The following is a 19,529-nucleotide window of genomic DNA, read 5'->3' as shown; positions in this document are numbered from 1 at the left end:
GCGACCGGGGCCGGGGTGGCCGGCCCGGGGGCGGCGGCGTAGCCCTTCGGTGGGATCAACGAGGTGAGCTGGTCGAACGAGCACCAGTAGCCGTACGGGGCGAATCCGGAGTCGGCGATCCACACGCGGCGGATGTCTGTGTCGGCGTAGCCCATTACGGCGACGTAGTGGTACACGTCGCCGCCGCTGTAGGCGGGGCTGATCGTCGACGGTGCCACGGCCTTCGGGTAGTTCGGTGGTGGGGCGACGATGTTCGCGACGACGCCGCGGCCGCCGTTGATGGACGCGGTGATGTCGGCCCACAGCCGGTCCTTCTGCGCCGAGGTCGGCGGATCGGCCGGCATCTGCACGTCGAAGTAGCCGGCGTCGCTGTGCTTGTTGAGGATCGGGGTGACCAGACCGATGTGGTCGGTGCCGCCGGTGTGCGTGCCGATCTCGCGGGCGAGCTGCGGTTCTGGGACGTGGATGCCGAGGCTGTCGAGGACGATCTGCGTCGACGCCGGACCGCACCAGTAGCCGGTCTCCTGCCGGACGATCGCGCGGTCGTACGGAAGTACCTTCTCCATCACATGCCCTTCCACTTCGGGTTGCGCAGGATCTGGCCGCGCTTCTTGCCGTTCATCTCCGCCGCGATCACCCGTCGCCGCTCGGCGTCGTTCGCGCAGTACTCGAGGTACGTGTTCACCGCGTTCGGTGTGTGATCCGCCGGGTTGAAGATCGGGCGCGCTTTCCCGACCGATGCCTTGTCCACCTCCGGCTCTGCCCGTTTGAGGACGCCGGTGTAGTACATGCGCTCGACGATTGCCGCCTGCTCGTGCGGGGTATACAAGGCAGGGTCGGGGATGGCGAACGGCTCGGGGTTCTCGTCGTCCATGTCGACCCAGTGGCTGGCGTTCATCGCGTGCTGCTGCCCGCGATACGGCGGCCGGTGCCGCTTGCGTTGCTGGGGCAGTTGGTCGACGTGAATCATGCCGTTCTCGTCGGCCAGTGCCCGGATCTGATCGACGTGCCGGTAGCCGGCATCGTCGACGCGTTGCGACCACGACGGAAGCAGGCGAAGGTCCGGGGTGTGAGGTTGGTTCTCACCGAAAGGCAGGTCAACGAACAACCATTGGTGCGCTGTCCTCGGGTCGTTCTGGTCGCAGGTGGCTTGCTCCGGTAGCCGCACCGGTGTCTCCTCTGTTGTAATGAATGAGCTACAGGACGCCGAGGTCCTGGAGCATGCCGAAGAAGTCCTGCAGCAACGCAAGGGCTTTCACGATCGGGTCCTGTGGTTCACGCTGGCCGATCTTCAACTGCCACAACGGCGCCATGTTGCGGCCCCACTCGAGGACCAGTTCGGAAATCTGCTCGACGAAGATCCGGCCCGGCTTCATTCCGAGCACGGTGAACCCGACCCTGCTGCCCAGGAAACAATGACCGTGTCCGTTTTGCCCAATTTTCCACGGTGCATTGTCAGTGACAGTTACGGTGCACGACGTCGTCTCGCGCGTTGCCCACATCGCCGAGCGCATCGCGAGTAGCCAGGACAGCGTGTACCCGCGGTCGCTGCCCTCTGCGAAGCGTTCATGCAGGTGTGACCAGCCGAGTCGTTGTGCGCGAGCGGGACTCTTCCACTTTCCGAACGCCAGGATCGTGTCGGTGTAGATCGGTTTGAGCACAGCATCGACAGCCGGGCCTATCTGCGATTGCCCGATCATCGATCCCAAAAACCCGACCAGGGAGATGATTCCGGCGGAGATGGTCTCATTCACGCCCGGGGCCGAGTGCCCGCCCCCGACCACGCCGACGTCCTGCGCCGGCCGGTAGGAGAACATCGATGTCTGGATGCCGGAGTGTTCACCGTCACGCCAGATCACCCCGGGCATCGACGGGTCGGTGCCGCGGGCACCGGGTGTGGTGTACAGCTCGGGAATGTTCGGATCGGCGACGCTCTCGACGGTTTCGGTCTTGCCGTCCGATCCGATGTTGACGAACTGGCGAACTAGCCCGTCGAACTCGTTGCCGCCGAACGATGTTCCAGTGGTGAAGGCCGAGTTGTCGACGAGGTCCCACACCAAGCAGCCGTGCTTGATGTCAGCGCCGGGCCACGGTGCCTCATCGCCCTCGAGGTAGCGGCGCGGCTCCCACGTGAGCTGAGCGTCCTCGACGATCCGGCGGCCGGTCTCGTGCACGTTCTTGAAGCGAGCGTGGACGATGCCGCCGACACTGTGATCGGGTGTGAGGTCCGGCTTGACGACCATGCCCCACGTCGACTGGTTGAAGTTGAACCACTGCGCCGGGTCCATCGGATCGTCGGGCAGCGTCCACAGGCTCGACTCGAGCCGCATGAGATTGACGAGCAGCGTGGTTTTGAGTGCCCACCGAACGTGATGGGAGAACAGAACCCACAGGCGTGGGAACTGAATTTCTGGTGGTAAGAATCAGGCTCTTTGCCTGGCCCCCCGCCCCGCGAGGCGGGGGGCCAGGCAAAGGGGTTGCTGAACACCAGGATGTGCTTGAGGTGCTCGTAGTCGTGCTTGAAGATCACACGGACATAACGGCGTCCCTGCTCGTCCTTGTGGATCTGCAGCTCGTCCATGAACCCGGACCAGCGTGCACCGTCCTTGTCCACGGTCAGGTGCACGCCTGTGGTCGGGCGTTCGTCGACGTCGGCGAGCCACTCGGACAGGTAGTAGTCCAGCGGCATTTCCAATGTGGCAGTGCCGGTCTCGTTGTTGAGCCATTGCACCCGCATCGACGTCTCGTGCTTGACGACGCCGCGCAGGTTCCAGTCGCCGTCCCACAAGCGGACCAGCGGCGGAATGAGCCGGGCCTCTTCCTCGTCCTTGAGTCTGGCGACGAGGTCCTCGAATGCTGTGTCGAAGTCGATTGTCTCGACAGTTGTCATCGGCGTTGCCCCCACGGCCGCGGCCAGGGCCGCGGACATTCGACCCGAACACCGACGCCGGCCGGGGCGCCCGATACTGCGACGGGAACCTCGACCGGGTCGAGCCTCGGGGGTAGCGGATACTTGAACGTCTTGCCTTCCATGCGCAGATAGATCTGCGTGTCCAGCGTCGAGACGACCTGCGGCCGCTTGGCCAGGTCGTCGGTGTCGATGTCGACGTGCTCGTTGGCGATCAGCTCGGGCATGTGCAGGACGCGATCCGCGTCCTGCACAGCACGCCCGAATGCCTTGTTGCCCCACGAAAAGTCGGGCAGCGTCCACTTCACACCGGGAGCGGGACCGTCCTGCAGGCGCCACCGCAGCCAGATCGGATACGGCGTCGGGTTGGACACCGTCACCGTCCCGTACTCGATCTTCGGGTCGCCGTACTCGTCGACACCGGTGGTGTCGGTCGTCGACGTCCACACATCGAACACCGACGGTTCCCACCACCACGGATTGCCGGATACCCCAGGGGTTTCGATCTCGGCTTTCTGCTCGCCGTTCGGATCCCACTGCATGTCGACACGCATGTGCTCGAGCTGCCGGATCAGCAGGTGACGACGAGAGTCCTCGTCCTCCACCCACAGTTTCGTGTCGGCCAGGGGGGACCACAGTTCGGCCCATCGCTCGTCGACGACCTTCCACGACTGGCGTTCGGTCGCACTGCCGAGGACCTTGATCAGTGGGGTTCGGCGCTCGATGCGCATGCCGTTGTACGTGGCGCCCTGCTCGAAGGCGTGCTGGGTGTAGATCGTCGTGAACGGAATGTCGTAGACGTCCTGCAGCCCACCTTCGAGCAGCTCGAACCCTTCCCTGCCTTGGCCCGGCCCTGAGATGGTGACCATGTCACCGTTGACTCCCTCGATCTCGACGAGGGTTTCGCTGCGCCGTAGCGCCACAGTCACCTCCTGAGATACGTACGCGAGTACTGATCGACCCGGTCGCGTTCGCGGCGATGCGCCTCGGACTGCTCGTAGCCGATGTACTGCGAGGTGTGCTGAATCGGTGGACGCTCCACCAACTGCCGGAGCTGGCCGGCGATCTCCGTCAACTGCCCGGCACCGGCACCGGATCCGCCGCGCTCGGAGCGCAGCACCGCCAGCTCTTCCATGTCCCGGTCGAACCGCCGTCGATCGGCCGCGGTCTGCACCCACTCGGTTTCACCCGAGAGGTTCAGGCCGGCCATACCGTGCGGCAGTGGACCACCGACGTCACGCAGGACCGCGGGGATCTTCAGCGATTCGGTGAGCTTGCGCATCCAGTCGTCGGACCCGGGGACCACAGGTCCCTGCTTCGCCAGATCGTCGGGCGAGAACGTCGGCGCCGTCATCGGCCCCTTCTTCGCCTGCTTCGTGACAGCTTCGACACCGAGACCGATCGCGGTGCCGATCGCACCGGACCCACCGTTGGTCAACCCGATGACACCCAGTGCGTCCTCGACCTGCCCCTGCACCGCCGCCTTCGCGGCGTTGCCGAACAGCTCGGCAATCGACGAACCGGTCAGGCCTTCGCCGCCGGCCTTGCCTTCGTCGAGCGCGTTGAGTGCCTTCTGCAGTTCCCGGTCCGCACGAGCCCGGTCCTTGTCGGTCGAGCGTGGATCGGCATACACGGCGTTGCGGTCGAGCTTGGCTTCCTCGACAGCATCCTCGAGATCGGCGATGCGCATCTCGTCGTCGCTCATCCGGGTCGTGAGCTCCGGTGCCTCCGGTGCGAACGCGAGTCGCTGCTCGCGCTGCTCGTCGGCGAGGGAGTTGATGGCCCGCTGCAGTTTGTCGTCTGCCTCGTCGCGCTCCCACGGCGCTGCCTCCGGATCGGCATAGACCTCGTCGCGGTCCCACGTCGCCTCGTCCACCCCCCGCTCGAGATCACGCAGACGCAGCTCGTCGTCGGTGTAGGAGGTGGTGAGCTCCGGTGCCGGCGGGATCGCCATGCCACCCTGTTCGGCGGCGGCTTTCTGCTCCTCGAGCTTGCGGACCTTCTCCTCAGCCTGCGCGACCTTGTTGATCGCCTGGTCCTTGTCTGCCTGCGACTTCTTCGGATCGTTGAGCGCCTTGTCGCGGTCCTCCTCCGCTTGGACCACCGAGATGCGGGCCGAGTCCAGTTTGAGTTCGTCCTCGGTGTCCCATGTCTCGGTGTTGCGGGCCCGTCGGCTGCCGCCGCTGTACCCCTGGCTGGAGCGACCAGGCGGGGAGAACGCCGCGGCTGGAAGATGCCACTTGAGTGGCAGGTCCGGATCGCTGGCACCTTGGGTGTTTCGGCCGAAGAACACACCGGCGGATGACGACTCGCCCGGAACACCGGCGAGGGTGAAGGCCATGTGCGAGTACTCGCCGCCCCCACCCCGGTACACACCGATGCTCAGGTCACCCGGGCCGCCCATCCCCGACTCGAATCCGAGTCCATTGAAATCGGATTCGGTGGTGAACCACCGCGCGTACGGATCCCGCCCGGTGAGCACCGCGTACGCGGCGGACGCGTACGCCGAGCAGTCCCACGACGGGGTGCCGACCCCGGCGTACTGGTACGGCTTGCCGTCCTCAGCGGACAGGAACTGCGCAGCCCGACGCACGGCGACGTCGTCTTCGACCGCACCGCCGACTTCGAACTGGCCGACCTGGCCGGCCTTGAGCGCGGCCCGGAACCGGTACACACCAGCCTGACCGCCGAGCGCGTTGACGTCGGACACGTCGAGCACGTGCTCGCCTGGCATTGCCAGGATCGGCACCGAGTCCACGCCAGGTATGCCGCCGGTGATCTGTCCACCGTCCGCACGCGTCTGGATCGGGATCGGCCCCTGCGTTCCAGAGTCTCCGAAGTACTGAGTACGTCGCGTCGGGTCCCACTGGTTGTCGAAGGTGATCCGCACCTGACGATCGCGTGCCGCCTTGTCGATCTCCTCGGACACGATCCGCGCGTTGTTGATCGCTTCCTGGATCAGGAGCAGGACGCTGGGTGTTGCCTTCGAGGTGTCGATCGCATCGAGTTCTGCGAGGGTCACGTCTCGACCGGCGAGGAAATCCTCGATGATCGCGCCAACTGACGGGTCGACCTCTGACAGATCCAGCTCACGGAGCTTTGCGAGGACGTCCTCGTTGGTCACTTGGAACGCAACATCGTTGAGGTGCACGTCCGGACCGACGTCCTTCAGATCGAGCGAGTCGAGAAGCTCGTTGACGTTCGCCAGTCCGGTGAGCGCGAGCTCGTTGTCCGCAGTGATGCGGATCTTCCCGGTCGTCTCGTCGAGAAGTTCGACCTTGAGGCCCGCATCCTCGAGTGCCTGTCGTGCCTGCTCATCGTCGACGAACAGTTCCGCGGTTGCGGGACCTTCGCCGTCGTAGTTCTGCAGGGCGAGTAATGCAGAGGCGATCGCCACTCGGGTTTGGTCGGCGCCGCGAACCTCGAGCAGTGTGGATGCCACAGCCGGAACGAGCCCCGCCTGTGCTGCGAACTCCTGGATCTTTTCGATCGGCAGGTCGTACTGCCGGGCCAGGCCCTCGAGTACCGGCATCGCCCGCTCATACATCGCGTTCGTGTCGTTCCCAGCGTCGGCGGCCCGCAGGAACTGATCACCCATATTGTTGAGGGTGTCGAGCAGATTCCGTGCGTTCTGCTGGCTGACATCGAGCTTCCCGTCCTTGAGCAGAGCATCACCGAGACCGCCCGTCTCGGCAGCGGCTTCCGTCGCAGACTCGGCTACATCCGCGATTTCCTGCTCGAAGTCGGCGAGGGACTGCTGCGCATCAGCGGGGACACCGAGCAGTGCCTGGATCGCCGACTTGAGCGCCGACACTCGATCGTCCGCCGAGGACGACGAGTCCGCGAGGGTATCGACCGCGGCCGCGAACTGCAGGGTGTCATCATCTGTTTCCCGCAAGACTGCCTGCGTGCGTTCGTATTCCTCACGCAGTCCGCGGAACTCATCGAGCGCAGCCTTCCCACCGTCACCGGCGTCCACGAGTCGCTGCTCGAAACGAGCCCACGCGCCGGACGATCCGTAGATGGCGCCAGCCATCTCCTCGTTCGACATCTTCAGCGAATCGAGTGCGGCCTTCGTTGCTTCCGACGACGCCGCGACCCGGTCCTGTTCGAGCCGAGCATCCGCGAAGGCGCGGCCTGTACCGAAGACGGCATCAGCTCCGATCTGAAGACCGGATGCCACCTTCGAGAACCAGCCCGGTGCGGTACCTGCGAGCTGTTCGGTCTCCGAGCGGATCCGTCCGATGTTCTCAGCCGCGATGCCCATTGCCGAGTCGTCCATCTCGCCGGCCGATTCCATCAGGGCCCGGGTGAGCTGTCGCTCGGCGACCGCGGCTCCTTCTGCGGACTTCTCGAGAAGGTCGTGCTGCTGGCTGGCCTTCTGGATCTCGGAGACGATGGCCGAGACCGCCATACCTGCTGCAGCCAGGCCAACCATCCACGGTCCGCCGAACGCCGAGATCACTCCGCCCGCGGCTGACTTCAGGCCCGACAGGCCGGCGGCTGCAACGCCACCGACCTGGCCACCGAATGCCACTGCGGCGCCTGCAGCGTTGCGCAGCGAACCAGTGACACCACCGGTGAGGTGCGCGATGTAACTCTGCTGGCGAGCGAAGAGTTCAGCGCGTCGGGTGGTGTTCCGGTACGCCTCACCCATCCGAGCGACCGCCGGGGACCGAGCCTCCATGGTTGCCCACGCCGCAGCCACATCGGAGATCTGCTCTTCGTTCTGCTCGAGCAGCTGGTTGATCTGTTCGAGCTGACCCTCGTGAGTTGATGCGTCGATCTCCGGGTTCTGCTGTTCGAGCATGTTCTCGGCCATGGCAGCGCGGACTTCGTCCATCTGCCCGAGAAACTCATCGAGGTAGCCCGAGGCGCCTTCGACCCAGCCGCCGACCTTCTCGTCGAGACCGAAACCCTTGAGCGCGGCGAACCCGGCCACCGTCGCCTGAATCGGTGCGGGCAGGTCCAGGAAGGCGCCGACCAGGTCACCGACGATGTCGGCTACAGGGGCGAGACTCGATCCGACCGAGACCGCGACGTCTGCCACTCCGGACAGGCCGGAGATCAGTCCGGGTGTGTTTTCCGTGATGAACTTGCCGGCCCCGGTCGCGAGTTTTTCGAGCGGTCCGTCGACGAGGTCGTACACCTCGAGGGCGAGGCCTTCGGCTGCGTTCTGCACGCTCGAGATCGCGCCGGGCAGTCCTTGGGTCTTGGCTGCGGCGACCTCCGCCGCGGCTCCCTGGCGTTCGATCGCCGAACGCATCTGGTCCCAGCCCGTGACGCCTTGCTCGGCGGCGACACCAGCGAGGCGCATCGCGTCGGATCCGAACAGCGTCGCGGTCGCGGCCTGGTACATCTCCGGCGTCATCGACTTCGACGCTTCTTCGAGCTGACCGAACAGTTCACGGAAGCCGACGAACTGGCCCTGTGCGTCGTAGATCGTCAGGCCGAGGTCAGCGATCGCGGCCTGGGCGGGTTTACCCTGGTCGGTCAGCGCGAGCATCGCGGACTTGAGCAGCGTGCCCGCGTCCGATCCTTGGATACCCGCGTTCGCGAGAAGGCCGAGTCCAGCGACGGTGTCTTCGAGGGACACGCCGAACTGGTTCGCGACCGCGCCTGCCTGCTGCAGACCCATCGCTACGTCGGTGATCTCCGCTGATGATGCGTTCGCACCGTTGGCGAGAACGTCCGCAGCCTTCGCTGCGTAGTCGGCATCGAGACCGAACGCCTGCAGCGCCTGCGACTGGATCGTCGCCGCGGATGCCGCGTCGATCTGCGCCGCAGCAGCGAGCTGCAGGGTGCCACGCGCGGCGTCCATCGACTGTTCGACGGAGAAGCCGCCCTTGGCGAGCTCGGTCATCGCGGCTGCCGCGTCTACTGCGGAGGTGTCGGCCAGGGAATTGTCGTTGCCCAGGCCCATCGCGGCGCTCTTGACCTTCTCCAGCTGTTCGGCTGTGGCGCCGGAAACTGCCTGCAGGGTGCCCAGTTCGGTGGTGAATTTGTTGCCGAGGTCGAACACGGCCTGCCCGGCGGCGCCGACACCGATGGCCACGCCGAGCATGCCGCCGATCTTCCCGGCAATACCGAGTGCATTTCGTGCGCCGGATTCGAGCTGTGCGGGGAAGTTCCGCAGGTCGGGGGCGACCTCGATATCAATTATTCCGCCCGGAATCTGAATCACCCCATCTCTCAAACAGGCGAGGCGCAGTCCATTTGCGGTGCTCGCCTCAGGAAGTTCTCAATCGTGTTTCCAACGAGACCGCGCGGAATGTGCTGTAGCGGACCGGACTTGATATGACGAAGCCCCCGAAGGAAATTCCTTCGGGGGGCAATCGGCCAGTCGATATTCAGTTGTGGTGGGTGTTATTCCGCCCGGAGTTGCCGGTAGTACTCGAAGAGCTTTCGGTCGGCCGGCCAATCGCAGTTGTACGGATGCTCACGTCCAGCACCTGACTGTTCGCGTGCCAGAGCTTTTACTGCGTCGGTGAAATCTTCCTGACTGCGGTTCGGATCTGAGCCAACCTCGAATGCCCACGAGTGCTCGATTACTCCCGGAGTCTCCGCTGCGAATGCCTCGCAGTCTGCGGCGCGCTTCTCAGCCGCGGTCGGCTCAGACGACCCGCAGCCAGCGAGGATAAGTGCGGCCGAGGCGATGATGGGGACGTACTTGCGCATGCCCCGCATCATCGCAGACCGCCTCGCTATCGTGCGGCGTCGCGGGCGTCGAGGATCTGCAGCAGTTCACGCACCGACCCAGCTTTGATGTCCCCACCAACGTGCACCGGCCCCGCCGCCGCATGCTCGGCGATCGCTTCTTCGTACTGCGAGTTCCGGAGCTCGGCGAGGTCCGGTGGGCGCAGCGCGACCGGCGGCAGAATCGGTACGGGTGCAGGCCGGATCCCTTGCTTCTTGCGACGCGCACGCTCAGCCTTCACAGCAGGATCGTCGGGGTCGGTGACCCACGAGCTGTACTCGGAGTTGAGCCAGTAGTTCTCGCGGTCGACGAGCATCGCCAGGTTTTCACTGTCCCGCATCGCTTGCGCGTCGAGTTCGGCGGCACCGATGATCAGCCGGCCGCAGTCTCGCCAGTCGAGTTCGCGGAGCGCTGTTCGGAGATCGAGGCCATGCCATCGGCGTAGGCCTGTGAGCGCACCGCGCCAGCCATCCTCGCGGACGAGGGAGGCGAGAGCGGACGCAATTCCCCCTCGGACAGTCCCGAGAGTGCGATCACCTTGTTGATGAGCTTCGCGACGATGTCGGCGGGGAGATGCGCGACCGCATCCCAGATCGCCTGGCCGCTACCGTCGGTGATGACGTCGATCGCCTCACGCAGCCGGTTCGCGGCGAGGTGCCCGTGGAAGACCGCGGCCTCCTCGCCGGTGAAGGTGCGGCGCACGTCGGCTTCGACACCGAGCAGTGTGATCGGCTGCGGTTCGCCGCCGGTGATCGCGAGCGCCTCGAGGATGTCGAACCGGTCGACGTCGTCGGGTTCGGGGGCCGCGGGCGCGGCGGTCTCCACAGTCTTGGCGGGGACCGCCGCGGCCTTGGCCTTGGCGCGGGTGCGGGTGTTGCGGGGTGTTGCTGTGCCGGGCATGCTGCAGATGCTCCTGTCAGGGGGCGAGCGGGTTGAAGGACGTGTAGCGGTAGATAGGCGACAGGCCCATCAGTTCGAACTCGAAGCCGTCGAGGTTCTCGCCGCCGAACGTGCGCGGGGGCGGGGTGACGAGGGTGACCGCGTCGGAGTGGAAGAACGCCTCACCGGTGTCGTCGACCACGCGGAAGAAGATCGCGAAGTCCTCGTCGGTGCCAGGCTCCCACTTCCAGATGCCGGAACCGGTCTGGGTTTCGACGATGCTGCCGCCGGTCAGGGCGGTCAGAACGGTGGCCTTGCTGTAGTCCGTCGCGCGGAACTTCAGGCGCTCTTCGATGGGGCCCTTGGTGACCTTGTACGGCGCGTGCCGGCGGTTCCACACCTTGTGGACCTTCACGTCCTGCTGCGGTGTGATGTCGAACCCGGCTTCGATGCCGCCGAAGCCGTCCCACGTCACGCCAGGGGATGTGCCGGTGACGGGGGCGTCGGCCAGCGGATCGGCGGGAAAACCGGTGCCCTTGACGGCGCGGAATCCGTCGCCGTCGAGCCAGACGAACGCCTTGTCGGGGTTTGCGATGTTGCTCACGGATGTGCCTCTCGAGGTGTGCTCACGGGGTGAGCGAATAGGGAGTTCCACCCGCAGGCGTGCCCGGCGCGCACCTGCGGGTGGAACGTGTGAGGGACGCCGGCCAGCGGCGTCAGCGGACCGTCATCTTCAACTCCACGCGGACGGTGGCCCGGTACAGCGGGAAGTCGGGGCCGCGTTTGACGTCCACGAAGGTGATCGGCCCGTCGGTCCATTGGGCCTTCCAGGTGGCGTTACGGAACTGCTGCATGCGGGCGCGGCCGAGCAGCTCCCCGGCCAGGGCCGCGATGTCCCAGGCTCGTTCTTCCGGATCGGTGGTGCCGCCGAGGATCTCGATCTTCGGACACCACACGTCCACCTGCACCATGGGCCTGCGCAGCATCGGGTCGACACCGACATTGCCGGGGGCACGCAGGGTGATGAACGGCCCGGCGATCACCTCGGGAAGATCCCGGGTGGTGATGTTCTCGGCCGGCACCAGCGAGGTGATCTGCGGGTCGTCGATCAGGAACTTGCGGATCGCGCCCGGTGCGAACGGCATCGGGTTCGCCATCTCGTCTTACCTCCTTCTCAGTGTGGCCTCCAGCCGCGGTACTTCCCGTGCTTGCGTGCTGCGTCGGTCAGTGCGGCGTGGGCCGGGGTGTCGGAGGTGCCGTACTCCTTGAACACCGCGTCGGGGTCGTCGTCGACGAGGTAGACGCGGTTGTCGTCGACGACGACCGCGATCCCGTCGCGGTAGTCACCGGTAACCACCGGTGCGCTCGCGCGTGCTTCCTGGGCTGCCTGCTTGGCGATATCGATCCGGCCGACGCGCGAGATCCGGAACGCGCGTGAGCGGGCCCGGCCGGAGTAAACGGTGACGCGGGCGGCCATGTCAGGACTTCGGTTCGGTCCTGCGCGAGGTCCGCGAGGTCTTGCCTGCCGTGTCGTCGGCGAGTGCGGCCTCGTCGGAGTCGCGGTAGGCGAGGACGGGGCCCGCTGCCGGATCGAGTCCTGCGGGCGGCTGGGTGTATCCGGTCGGCGCGGTAGCACCGTCCGCCTTCGCCTTCTCGCGCGCGAGGTGCTTGAGGTACGCCTTCGAGTGGCGGTCGGCGTAACGCACGCAACCGTCCCCGTCGGTGAACGTCACCACGCTCGACTCGGGTTCCTTCTCTGCCATCGGTTTCACTCCTTCATGTCGGATACGCACCGCACGTTGACAGCGATGTAGCGGAGGGCGCGGGACCCGCGGATCCTGCGCCGCGCTCGCGGTTTGCCTTCGACCTCGTAGACGACGCCCTCGGCGTCCTTAAACTTCGACCGCACGCGCGGCATCACCGGAATCCCTGGATCGAGCAGCAGCACGAACGACGACACCACGTGGCCGGCCTCGAACTCGGTGTTGCCGGCGTCGACCGACGCGGCCGAGAGCTGCCGCTGTTGAGCCAGCCCGGTCCACTCGACGGGTGTCGGCGGCGCCGGAATCCGGTTACCGGTCGACGGATCGTGGATCGGCGGGTTGTCGACGAGCAGAATCCACTTCTCCGGAAGCAGCTTGGCCATCAGCCGATCCGGATCGTGAACGCGCCGGATCCGAACACATCCGAACTCGCTTCCGGTTCCAGCGATGCGAGTTCGGCGTCGGTGAAGTACACCAGCTCCAGGTTCGGATCGGCGTAGACCGTCTGCAGTTCCGGGAACTGCTCGGACCGGACGCGCAGCCCGACCCGCAGCGCGTCGAACGCCCGACACACGACCGTGACCAACACACCCTTCACGAACCCGGGCGCTAGCTCCCCGGCGGCGATCCGCTCATCGACGTCGCCGATTACTGCGCGCACCTTCGGCGAGCGCAACTTCTCCTGTGCGAAGTCGATGAGCGAATCCACCTGCGCGGTTTCGGTGTCGGTCAGCGTCTCGCCGAGCAGCCCCTCGACGTCACTGGTCTGCAGCAGCGCCGACGGCGTCGTCATCGTTGTCTCCGGTACCGAGCGAGTGCAGGATCAGGGCGAGGATGTCGTCCTTCTTCTTCGCATCGCCCAGGTCGATGCCCTCGTCTCGGGCATACGCGACGAGCTGAGGCACCTTCCACCCGTCGGACGGTTCGCCCTCCGGGTAGGCCGGTTCGGGCTCACGCTCGGGTTCCTCGTCCCACGCAGCCGGGTTCGTGATCCGGTCGGCCGCCCACTTCGGAACATCGTCGTCCGTCCCGAAGACGTGCGGTGTGCCGTGCTCGTCGTAGACGTGCACGCACGTCGCCAGGCGCGCCATCACAGAACCTTCGCGACCATCGTGGCGTTGGCGTTGCCGAGGATCGGCAGGCCGATACCGGAGGCCTTCGTCCACCGCGCGACCGGATCGTTGTCGATGTACGAGCCGACCACGATGCCCGGCGCCTCGGAGGCATCGATGCCGTAGTCGGGTTCGATCGCCTCTGCAGTGGTGCCCCACAGGGTTTCGCCGATCTTCGCCGACGCACCGACGTAGAGGATCGAGTCGTCCGGGATCAGGCGCATCGGATCGCCGTCGCTGTCCTCGACCTGCGCGTCGAAGATCTCGAACGCGGGGTGCCCGAAGGAGGTGAACAGAGCGTTGACCTGGTCGACGGTGACGATGCCCTGCGTCGAGCCCGGGGGCAGGCAGTACGCGCGGATCGCCGCGTTGCGCATGAGCGTGGACATCACACGCTGCGAGGTGACCGCCCGGGCGGGGTTGCCGGAGTTGCTGTTCCGGAACGTGTCGAACCACGTTTGCTGGTCCGAGATCGGGTCGGCCGCGCCGGACCACACGGTCGCGGCGGTGATGGTGTGGCCGGCCTTGCGCTGGAAGTCCGCCTCGATCTCCAAGCCATCGTCGGCGAGGGATACCTTGCCGGTGACCAGGGCCTGCGCCTTGGCGATGATCAGGCGGGTGCGCAGTGCGTCCGCGAGTTCGACGGCGTCGTTGAGGATCGCGTCGACGATCGCCTGGTTGGCGCGGCGCAGCCTCAGACGGTCGTACTCGCCGAGGCGACGCTTCTCCGAGATCGGGGGCAGCTCACCCGAGATGCGGGCGACGCCCTTACGCTTCGACTGCGGGGCCTCGACGTCCCACGACCGAAACTTCGCGGCGCGGCGCAGACCATGCTGGGTGATGTTCGCCCGGAAGTCGACGTCGTCGACGAGGGTGTCGGGGAGCAGATCGTCGATCAGCGACAGGTCGTTGATCGGCTGGTCCGCGAGGGCTTCCCGCACGTAGCCGGTGATCTCGGCGGGGGTGATGTAGTCACTGTTGAGCACAAGTGCCATTGGTCAGGTCCTCTCAGAAGTAGCGGATGCCGAGAGCGGCAGCCTGGCCCGCGGCGTTGACGGAGGTCGGCAGCTTCGCCGCGATGACCGCGCCGTGCCACAGCAGTGCCCCGGCAACGGTGGTGGCGCCGGAGCGGACCCGGACCGCGGTGAACAGGTGGCCCTCGATCGGCTCGGTGTCGCCGTTGACCCACAGCCCGTACTGGCCGGACGGCAGCTTCTTCAGCGGCAGGCCGGACTTGAGGGCACCCTCCGGGTAGTGGGTGCCGGCCGTGAAGGTCGAGACGTCGAGGTTGATCGAGCGTGCGGTGTCGGTGCCGTGCGCGGAGGCGAGCCAGGACTGGTCGTCCTGGCCGAAGCTCTCGGTGGTGATCTTCAGATCCATGGTGGTGCCTCTCAGTTCTTCTTCGGGTTACGTGCCCGGAACAGGGCGCGTCCGGAATCGACCGAGCCCGACGCCATTTGCTGGCCGCCGCCCTGGCGGCGATCCGGTTTCGGTGCCTTCTTCTTCTCGCCGCCCTTGTCGCCGCGTTGCGCGGCCAGGTACGGCTTTTCGTTGAGCAGCTCATCGATCGCCTCGGCGATCTCGTCCTGGTCGACCTCGCCGTCGTCACCGACCTCGAACTGGCTCAGGTCGAGGAACCGGTGCGCGTCGGCGGGGTCGGCGAGCTTGCCGGCCGCGGCTGCGCGCACCTCGGCACGCACGATGCGATCGTTCGCCTTGGCCAGTGCCTCGGCCTCGATCTGCCGCTGCTGCGCGGCGGCGTCGTCGTTGCCGGCCTCGAGTTCGGCAGCTCGGTTCTCCGCAGCGATGCGCTTCTGTTTCTCGGCTGCCAGTCGCGCCTTCATCCTGCCGATGGCGCGCTTGCCTTTGTCGCCGAGTTGGTCGGCGCCGTCTGGGTTGTCGCCATCACCGTCCGGGTCGTCGCCGTCGGGGTTGCCGCCGTCACCGTCCGGGTCCTCGCCGTCCGGATCGTCGCCGTCCGGGTTGCCGGTACCGGTGCCGTTCGGATGCCCGTCACCGTCGCGGAGCGGATGCAGTCGGCTCACACGCGGTGCGCGCGCGAACGGGTCGAAGCCGAGGCCGGAGCCGACGATCAGCAGCAGGGGAACACGGGTGGTCTTCATGATGGGGGCTCTCCTTGCGAGAGGTTGGTCCCTGCCCGTTGCGGGCCGGGAGTATCCGGCATGACAAAGGCCCCGGGAGCGGATCGCTCACGGGGCCTTATCTGTGATGAACTTGTCTAGCTGATCGGAGGCTTCTGACCTGCGTCGATGTACGCCTTGCGTTCAGCGGCGGGAACGGGAATCTTCCGGCCGAGAAGCTGCTCGGTCTTGCGGCGGGCGAGAGTCATCTGCCTCGGGGTCTTCTTCACCCGCTTCAGCTGCAGCCGGTCCTGCGTCAGTGCACTCACGACTCACCTCCCTCGTTCTCCACTCGGACTGCAATACGCCACAGTCCAAGATCCGAATCGAACTTTACTCCGAAGATGTACAGCTCGCGACCGTCGAGCAGCAGCACCTCCCGCTCGCTGGCGCTGGCGCGAGTGAGCTTCTCGGTGAGCAGCAGCGCCGGAGTGCCTTCGGGAACGAGGATGTCCAGGACCACGGGATCCTTGCGATCCACGATCTTGGGCGGGTTCTTCAATCCACTCGTCGAGAGGAACCCGGCCTCCGACAAGAACTCACCGACGATGTCGTCCGAAATCGTGGCACTCGTCAGTCCGAGATCCTCCGCTTCGGTCTCGCGGCTGGTTCTCCAGGTCTTGTCTAGAGGGTATTTGGAGATTGCCGACCGGAGCGTCCTGATCTGTTCCGCGATCTCCGGGGTCATCTCACGCCGGCCACGCAACGCCTCGTTGATGTCCCGATAGCCGCTGAGTGTGTAGTCGGCGATCACTTGGCGTTCAGCCGCGGTGAGGAGCGCGTCGTCCTGGTAGAGGGTGTACTCGTGCGGGAAGGGGATACCGTCCAGCGGATCCTCATCGTCAGGCATCGGTGAATCATGCCCCATCCGCGGAGGGACCGGAGGCTTGCCTCCTCCACCACCCGAAGCCGTCTCCGGGGCGCGCGACGCGGGCACCTGGCGCGGGCGCACCGGCTTACCACCGATCCCGCGGTTCGGTCGATCGGACAGGTACCCGTACAGCCGCAGCAGCCGCAGCGCGTCGTCGCGGTCCTCGGCGATCTCGTAGATGCCCTCCGGCATCAACCGCGGTGCCCGCGCCTGGAAGTACCGGCGCCCGTTGCGAACATCCGTCTGCCGGCGCGCGTACCCCGCCTGACTCATCGACCGGTACGCGACGCCCCGGCGGGTGATGCCCTCGGTGGTCGTAGCGATCCGCTGCCCGTACACCTCGGTGCGCGACAGGCGGCCCTTCGGGATCCACCCGGCGACGTTCTGCTGCGCCGTCGACATGCCCCGGCGGGCGTTGACCACCTGCGTGATGTCGGCGCCGTCGCGGATTGCCGCAGCACCGGCCTTCGTGAACAGCTTGTCCTGCTGCTCGGCGGTGAGGCTGTCGAAGTACATGCTCGGGTCGGTGCGAAGATCGCCGGCGCTGTTCTCCCGCGCGGGAATGTGCCGGCAGTCGCAGCCCGGGTGCCGGGCGAACCCACGATTGGACGCGTACCACTTCCCGGCGAGCACTGCGCACCGCGAGCACGACGGCGGGTTGAGCATCCGCACGTAGCCGACATCGCGGCGTGCCGCGATACCCAGGCCGACAGCGGCCCGCGAGGCATCGGCGATCTGGGTCTGCGCACGCACCAGCAGCGACTGCATGCCCGCTTCCCACGCCAGCTCGACCGGCCAGCCCGACGCGACACCGCTCTTGGCGGTGATCACCGGCCCGTACATCAGCGAGTCCAGACCGCGGCCGTCGGAGGCGACACCGATCAGCGGATCGGTGACCAGCTCCGCCTCGGGAGGCACCGGGGTGCCGAGTTCGTCGAGGACGTTGCCCACGTACTCATCGGCGTCGGCGGACGCGGCGCGCTGCCCGGCAACGAGCACTGCCATGAGCCGATCGAGGTTCTTGTCGAACCACGCATCGAAGTCCTTCGGCGGTCGGGTACCCCACAGTTGACGGACCGAGCCGAGCACCGAGATCATGACCTCGCGCTGGCCGGTGTAGTGCTCAGCTGACGCGGTCGGCAGCATCGTCGGCGCCGGTCGTCAGCGGGCGGGTCAGGCGTTCGAGGAGCGGGTCCTCGGCTTCGATCGCGAAGTACTCGCGTTCGCGGTCCTTGCGGGCCTCGTCCCAACCCATCTCGTCCCAGGAGCCCTCACGCGAGAGCACCGGGGTGCCGCCGTTGAGCTTCTGGATGAAGTCGGCCTCTTCCGCTTTCGTCGGAGTGGCGGGGTTGCGCCACTCGACGCGGATCGCGCGGTTGCCGTCCGGCCACTTGCCGGTGCGGAACCGCTCGTAGAGCGCCATCATCCAGCCGATGCCGACACCCTGCGCTTCGTTCTTGTCCTCGGCGTTGGAAATCAACCGCGACTCGTCGGCGCGGATCGCGCCTTCGGCAGCGGGGTTCGCCGTGTTCTGACCGAAGAACCGGAACGGCAGACCCGTAAGCGAGGACGCCAGCGCCGCATAGTGGTTCGTGGTGTCGTGGAAGTTCTTCAGATCCGACGGCGAGAACTGACCGACCTTCACTGCGTCGGGTTTCGCCTGGTTCGCCCAGATCGCCGTGTAGTACGCCTGCCACACCGGGATCGGCCGCCCGTTGTTGTCAACGAAGTCGCCCTTCGACATACCGAGCACCCACTTCTGAGGCACCGAGTGCGTCTCCACTGCGATCTGCAGATTCGTCAGGGCGCGGGCAGCCGCGTCGACCAGCGGAATCAGATCCGTCATCTCGGACCCGCCGTCCCACTTCGCCAGCCGCCGGCGGTTCAGGAACAACACGACCGGGACCCGGCCGAGGCCGTGCTCGTCGACGTCGTCGTCACCACCGACCGTGTCGATCTCCCAGCCGCGGCGACCCGCCACGACCTGGATCGTCTTGTCCGGGAGCATCAGCGTGCCGACGCGCTGCCCGTCCTCGGTGCGGAACTGGCGGAACGCCGCGGCCATTCGTCGACGCCGGGTGTCGACCTGACACGACATCTGCTGCGGCGACTCGAACGCCAGCCTCGGATGATCCGGGTCGTCGGCGTTGCTGCTGACCGTGCCGAAACAACGCCCGTAGATCATCGTTTCGATGTTGAGCAACGGGATCTCGGCGGAGAGGTTGTTGACCTCGTAGCCTTCCTGCAGCGCCTTGTTCTGCTTCTTCTTGCCGCCCGGCATCATCAGCGACTTGATCTTCTGCCGGCGCGCGATCTCGAGCAGGTACATGCGGTTCCAGTTGACGACCAGCTCGAACATCTGCAGCTCCGGCGGAACCGCGATGCCGATCTGCTTGAGCCGATGTTCGCCCTCGAAGTACGCCTCGTGGAGGCCGTCCCTCGGGGCCGCCTTGCTGAGCTTGGAATTCAACCGGCTGATCATCGTGCGCTCGTCGTCGGAGAGCCGAGTGCGCAGCACTGGTGCGGGTGCAGTCACCCTGTCCTCCTATCCAAAACAGAACATCCGTGTGTCACTAGTCCCCCACCCGTCCTTCGACGTAGCCGTATCCGCCGCGGCCTCGTGCGCGAGGACCGTCGCCATCGACGCATCGATCTTGCGGTGGTGGGCACCGGCAGGTTTGCCGAGCAGGTAGCGGTCACCGCGCGCCGCGACCTTGTGCGCGTTGGCCATGTGCTGCATCGTGATCGGGCATCCATCGTGGGTGATGCGACTGTTCTTCAGGTCCATGCGGAACCGTTCGAGTGCGGCGTGCATCTGCACCACGCGGTTCGTGGCCCACTCAACGACGATCTCCTCACCGTGCTCGACGGACCACTCCCCGATCTCGGTGTTCCAGTACTGCGGGTCGCAGTACATGCGCTTGACCGTCCACCGATCGAAGATCTCCGCAACCGCGATATTGACCTCGTTGCGCGGGATCTCCCCGCCCCATTGCTCCGGCACCCAGATCGTCGGCCTGCGGTCCGGCCCGTACCGCGGGGTGAACGACAGACCGTCCTTCGTCTCGCAGCGGATCGCGGTCCAGTCGTTGTTTTCCGATCCGTCGAACCCGGCGGTGATCACGGTTCCGCGTGCTGGGTTGTTGCGCCATTTCATC

General features: G+C 66.2%; 21 protein-coding genes. All 21 read right to left on the bottom strand.

All coding sequences use genetic code 11. The features are described 5' to 3' along the window. Positions 1–566, bottom strand: a 566-nt coding sequence (locus tag M1M07_RS07765) for a C39 family peptidase (RefSeq protein WP_248673782.1), incomplete at its 3' end; no start/stop codon positions are given. Then, the gene (locus tag M1M07_RS07760) at positions 566–1,168 is read right to left on the bottom strand and encodes a DUF2744 domain-containing protein (protein ID WP_308200782.1); all 603 of its coding nucleotides are present in this window, start codon (positions 1,166–1,168) and stop codon (positions 566–568) included. The genes M1M07_RS07765 and M1M07_RS07760, both read right to left, overlap by 1 nt. A 28-nt stretch (positions 1,169–1,196) precedes the next feature. Further along, complete coding sequence (locus M1M07_RS07755; RefSeq protein ID WP_248673780.1) at positions 1,197–2,330, bottom strand: hypothetical protein; 1,134 nt, start codon at positions 2,328–2,330, stop codon at positions 1,197–1,199. Between the two features lie 556 nt (positions 2,331–2,886). Beyond that, the gene (locus M1M07_RS07750; RefSeq protein ID WP_248673779.1) at positions 2,887–3,831 is read right to left on the bottom strand and encodes a phage tail protein; all 945 of its coding nucleotides are present in this window, start codon (positions 3,829–3,831) and stop codon (positions 2,887–2,889) included. Positions 3,832–3,833: 2 nt separating this feature from the next. Continuing rightward, positions 3,834–9,092 (bottom strand): phage tail tape measure protein, encoded by a 5,259-nt coding sequence (locus M1M07_RS07745; protein ID WP_248673778.1) that lies wholly within the window; start codon positions 9,090–9,092, stop codon positions 3,834–3,836. 520 nt (positions 9,093–9,612) lie between these two features. Continuing rightward, positions 9,613–9,945, bottom strand: coding sequence for a hypothetical protein (locus M1M07_RS07740; protein WP_248673777.1), 333 nt, complete (start codon positions 9,943–9,945; stop codon positions 9,613–9,615). Between the two features lie 32 nt (positions 9,946–9,977). Further along, the gene (locus tag M1M07_RS07735) at positions 9,978–10,505 is read right to left on the bottom strand and encodes a hypothetical protein (protein WP_248673776.1); all 528 of its coding nucleotides are present in this window, start codon (positions 10,503–10,505) and stop codon (positions 9,978–9,980) included. Between the two features lie 16 nt (positions 10,506–10,521). Further along, positions 10,522–11,088, bottom strand: coding sequence for a hypothetical protein (locus tag M1M07_RS07730; protein WP_248673775.1), 567 nt, complete (start codon positions 11,086–11,088; stop codon positions 10,522–10,524). A gap of 112 nt (positions 11,089–11,200) precedes the next feature. Next, positions 11,201–11,641: a hypothetical protein gene (locus M1M07_RS07725; RefSeq protein ID WP_248673774.1), complete on the bottom strand. Its 441-nt coding sequence runs from the start codon at positions 11,639–11,641 to the stop codon at positions 11,201–11,203. A gap of 17 nt (positions 11,642–11,658) precedes the next feature. Next, positions 11,659–11,961 carry an HK97 gp10 family phage protein gene (locus tag M1M07_RS07720; protein WP_248673773.1) on the bottom strand — a complete coding sequence of 101 codons (303 nt, stop codon included), beginning with the start codon at positions 11,959–11,961 and terminating at the stop codon, positions 11,659–11,661. Position 11,962: 1 nt separating this feature from the next. Continuing rightward, complete coding sequence (locus tag M1M07_RS07715) at positions 11,963–12,247, bottom strand: hypothetical protein (RefSeq protein WP_248673772.1); 285 nt, start codon at positions 12,245–12,247, stop codon at positions 11,963–11,965. A gap of 5 nt (positions 12,248–12,252) precedes the next feature. Further along, complete coding sequence (locus tag M1M07_RS07710) at positions 12,253–12,630, bottom strand: hypothetical protein (protein ID WP_248673771.1); 378 nt, start codon at positions 12,628–12,630, stop codon at positions 12,253–12,255. Further along, complete coding sequence (locus M1M07_RS07705) at positions 12,630–13,040, bottom strand: hypothetical protein (RefSeq protein WP_248673770.1); 411 nt, start codon at positions 13,038–13,040, stop codon at positions 12,630–12,632. Before M1M07_RS07705 ends, M1M07_RS07710 begins: the two co-directional genes overlap by 1 nt. Further along, a complete protein-coding gene (locus tag M1M07_RS07700) occupies positions 13,006–13,338 on the bottom strand; it encodes a hypothetical protein (RefSeq protein ID WP_248673769.1) in 333 nt (110 codons plus the stop codon). Before M1M07_RS07700 ends, M1M07_RS07705 begins: the two co-directional genes overlap by 35 nt. Continuing rightward, positions 13,338–14,354, bottom strand: a complete 1,017-nt coding sequence (locus M1M07_RS07695) for a major capsid protein (protein ID WP_248673768.1) — start codon at positions 14,352–14,354, stop codon at positions 13,338–13,340. Before M1M07_RS07695 ends, M1M07_RS07700 begins: the two co-directional genes overlap by 1 nt. 13 nt (positions 14,355–14,367) lie before the next feature. Next, positions 14,368–14,739, bottom strand: a complete 372-nt coding sequence (locus M1M07_RS07690) for a potassium transporter (protein WP_248673767.1) — start codon at positions 14,737–14,739, stop codon at positions 14,368–14,370. Positions 14,740–14,750: 11 nt separating this feature from the next. Next, a complete protein-coding gene (locus M1M07_RS07685; protein WP_248673766.1) occupies positions 14,751–15,482 on the bottom strand; it encodes a hypothetical protein in 732 nt (243 codons plus the stop codon). A gap of 116 nt (positions 15,483–15,598) precedes the next feature. Beyond that, the gene (locus tag M1M07_RS07680) at positions 15,599–15,769 is read right to left on the bottom strand and encodes a hypothetical protein (RefSeq protein ID WP_248673765.1); all 171 of its coding nucleotides are present in this window, start codon (positions 15,767–15,769) and stop codon (positions 15,599–15,601) included. After that, positions 15,766–17,517 (bottom strand): ADP-ribosyltransferase, encoded by a 1,752-nt coding sequence (locus M1M07_RS07675; RefSeq protein ID WP_248673764.1) that lies wholly within the window; start codon positions 17,515–17,517, stop codon positions 15,766–15,768. Before M1M07_RS07675 ends, M1M07_RS07680 begins: the two co-directional genes overlap by 4 nt. After that, positions 17,495–18,907: a phage portal protein gene (locus tag M1M07_RS07670; protein WP_248673763.1), complete on the bottom strand. Its 1,413-nt coding sequence runs from the start codon at positions 18,905–18,907 to the stop codon at positions 17,495–17,497. The genes M1M07_RS07675 and M1M07_RS07670 overlap by 23 nt, the downstream gene beginning before the upstream one ends. A gap of 9 nt (positions 18,908–18,916) precedes the next feature. After that, positions 18,917–19,528 carry a terminase gene (locus tag M1M07_RS07665; RefSeq protein WP_248673762.1) on the bottom strand — a complete coding sequence of 204 codons (612 nt, stop codon included), beginning with the start codon at positions 19,526–19,528 and terminating at the stop codon, positions 18,917–18,919. Position 19,529: the final 1 nt, after the last annotated feature.

Source organism: Rhodococcus sp. HM1 (genome assembly GCF_023218075.1).
In the GTDB taxonomy this organism is placed as follows: Bacteria; Actinomycetota; Actinomycetes; order Mycobacteriales; family Mycobacteriaceae; genus Rhodococcus.
Note: the sequence above shows the minus strand (reverse complement) of the source record. Positions and strands in the feature narration are given on the sequence as shown.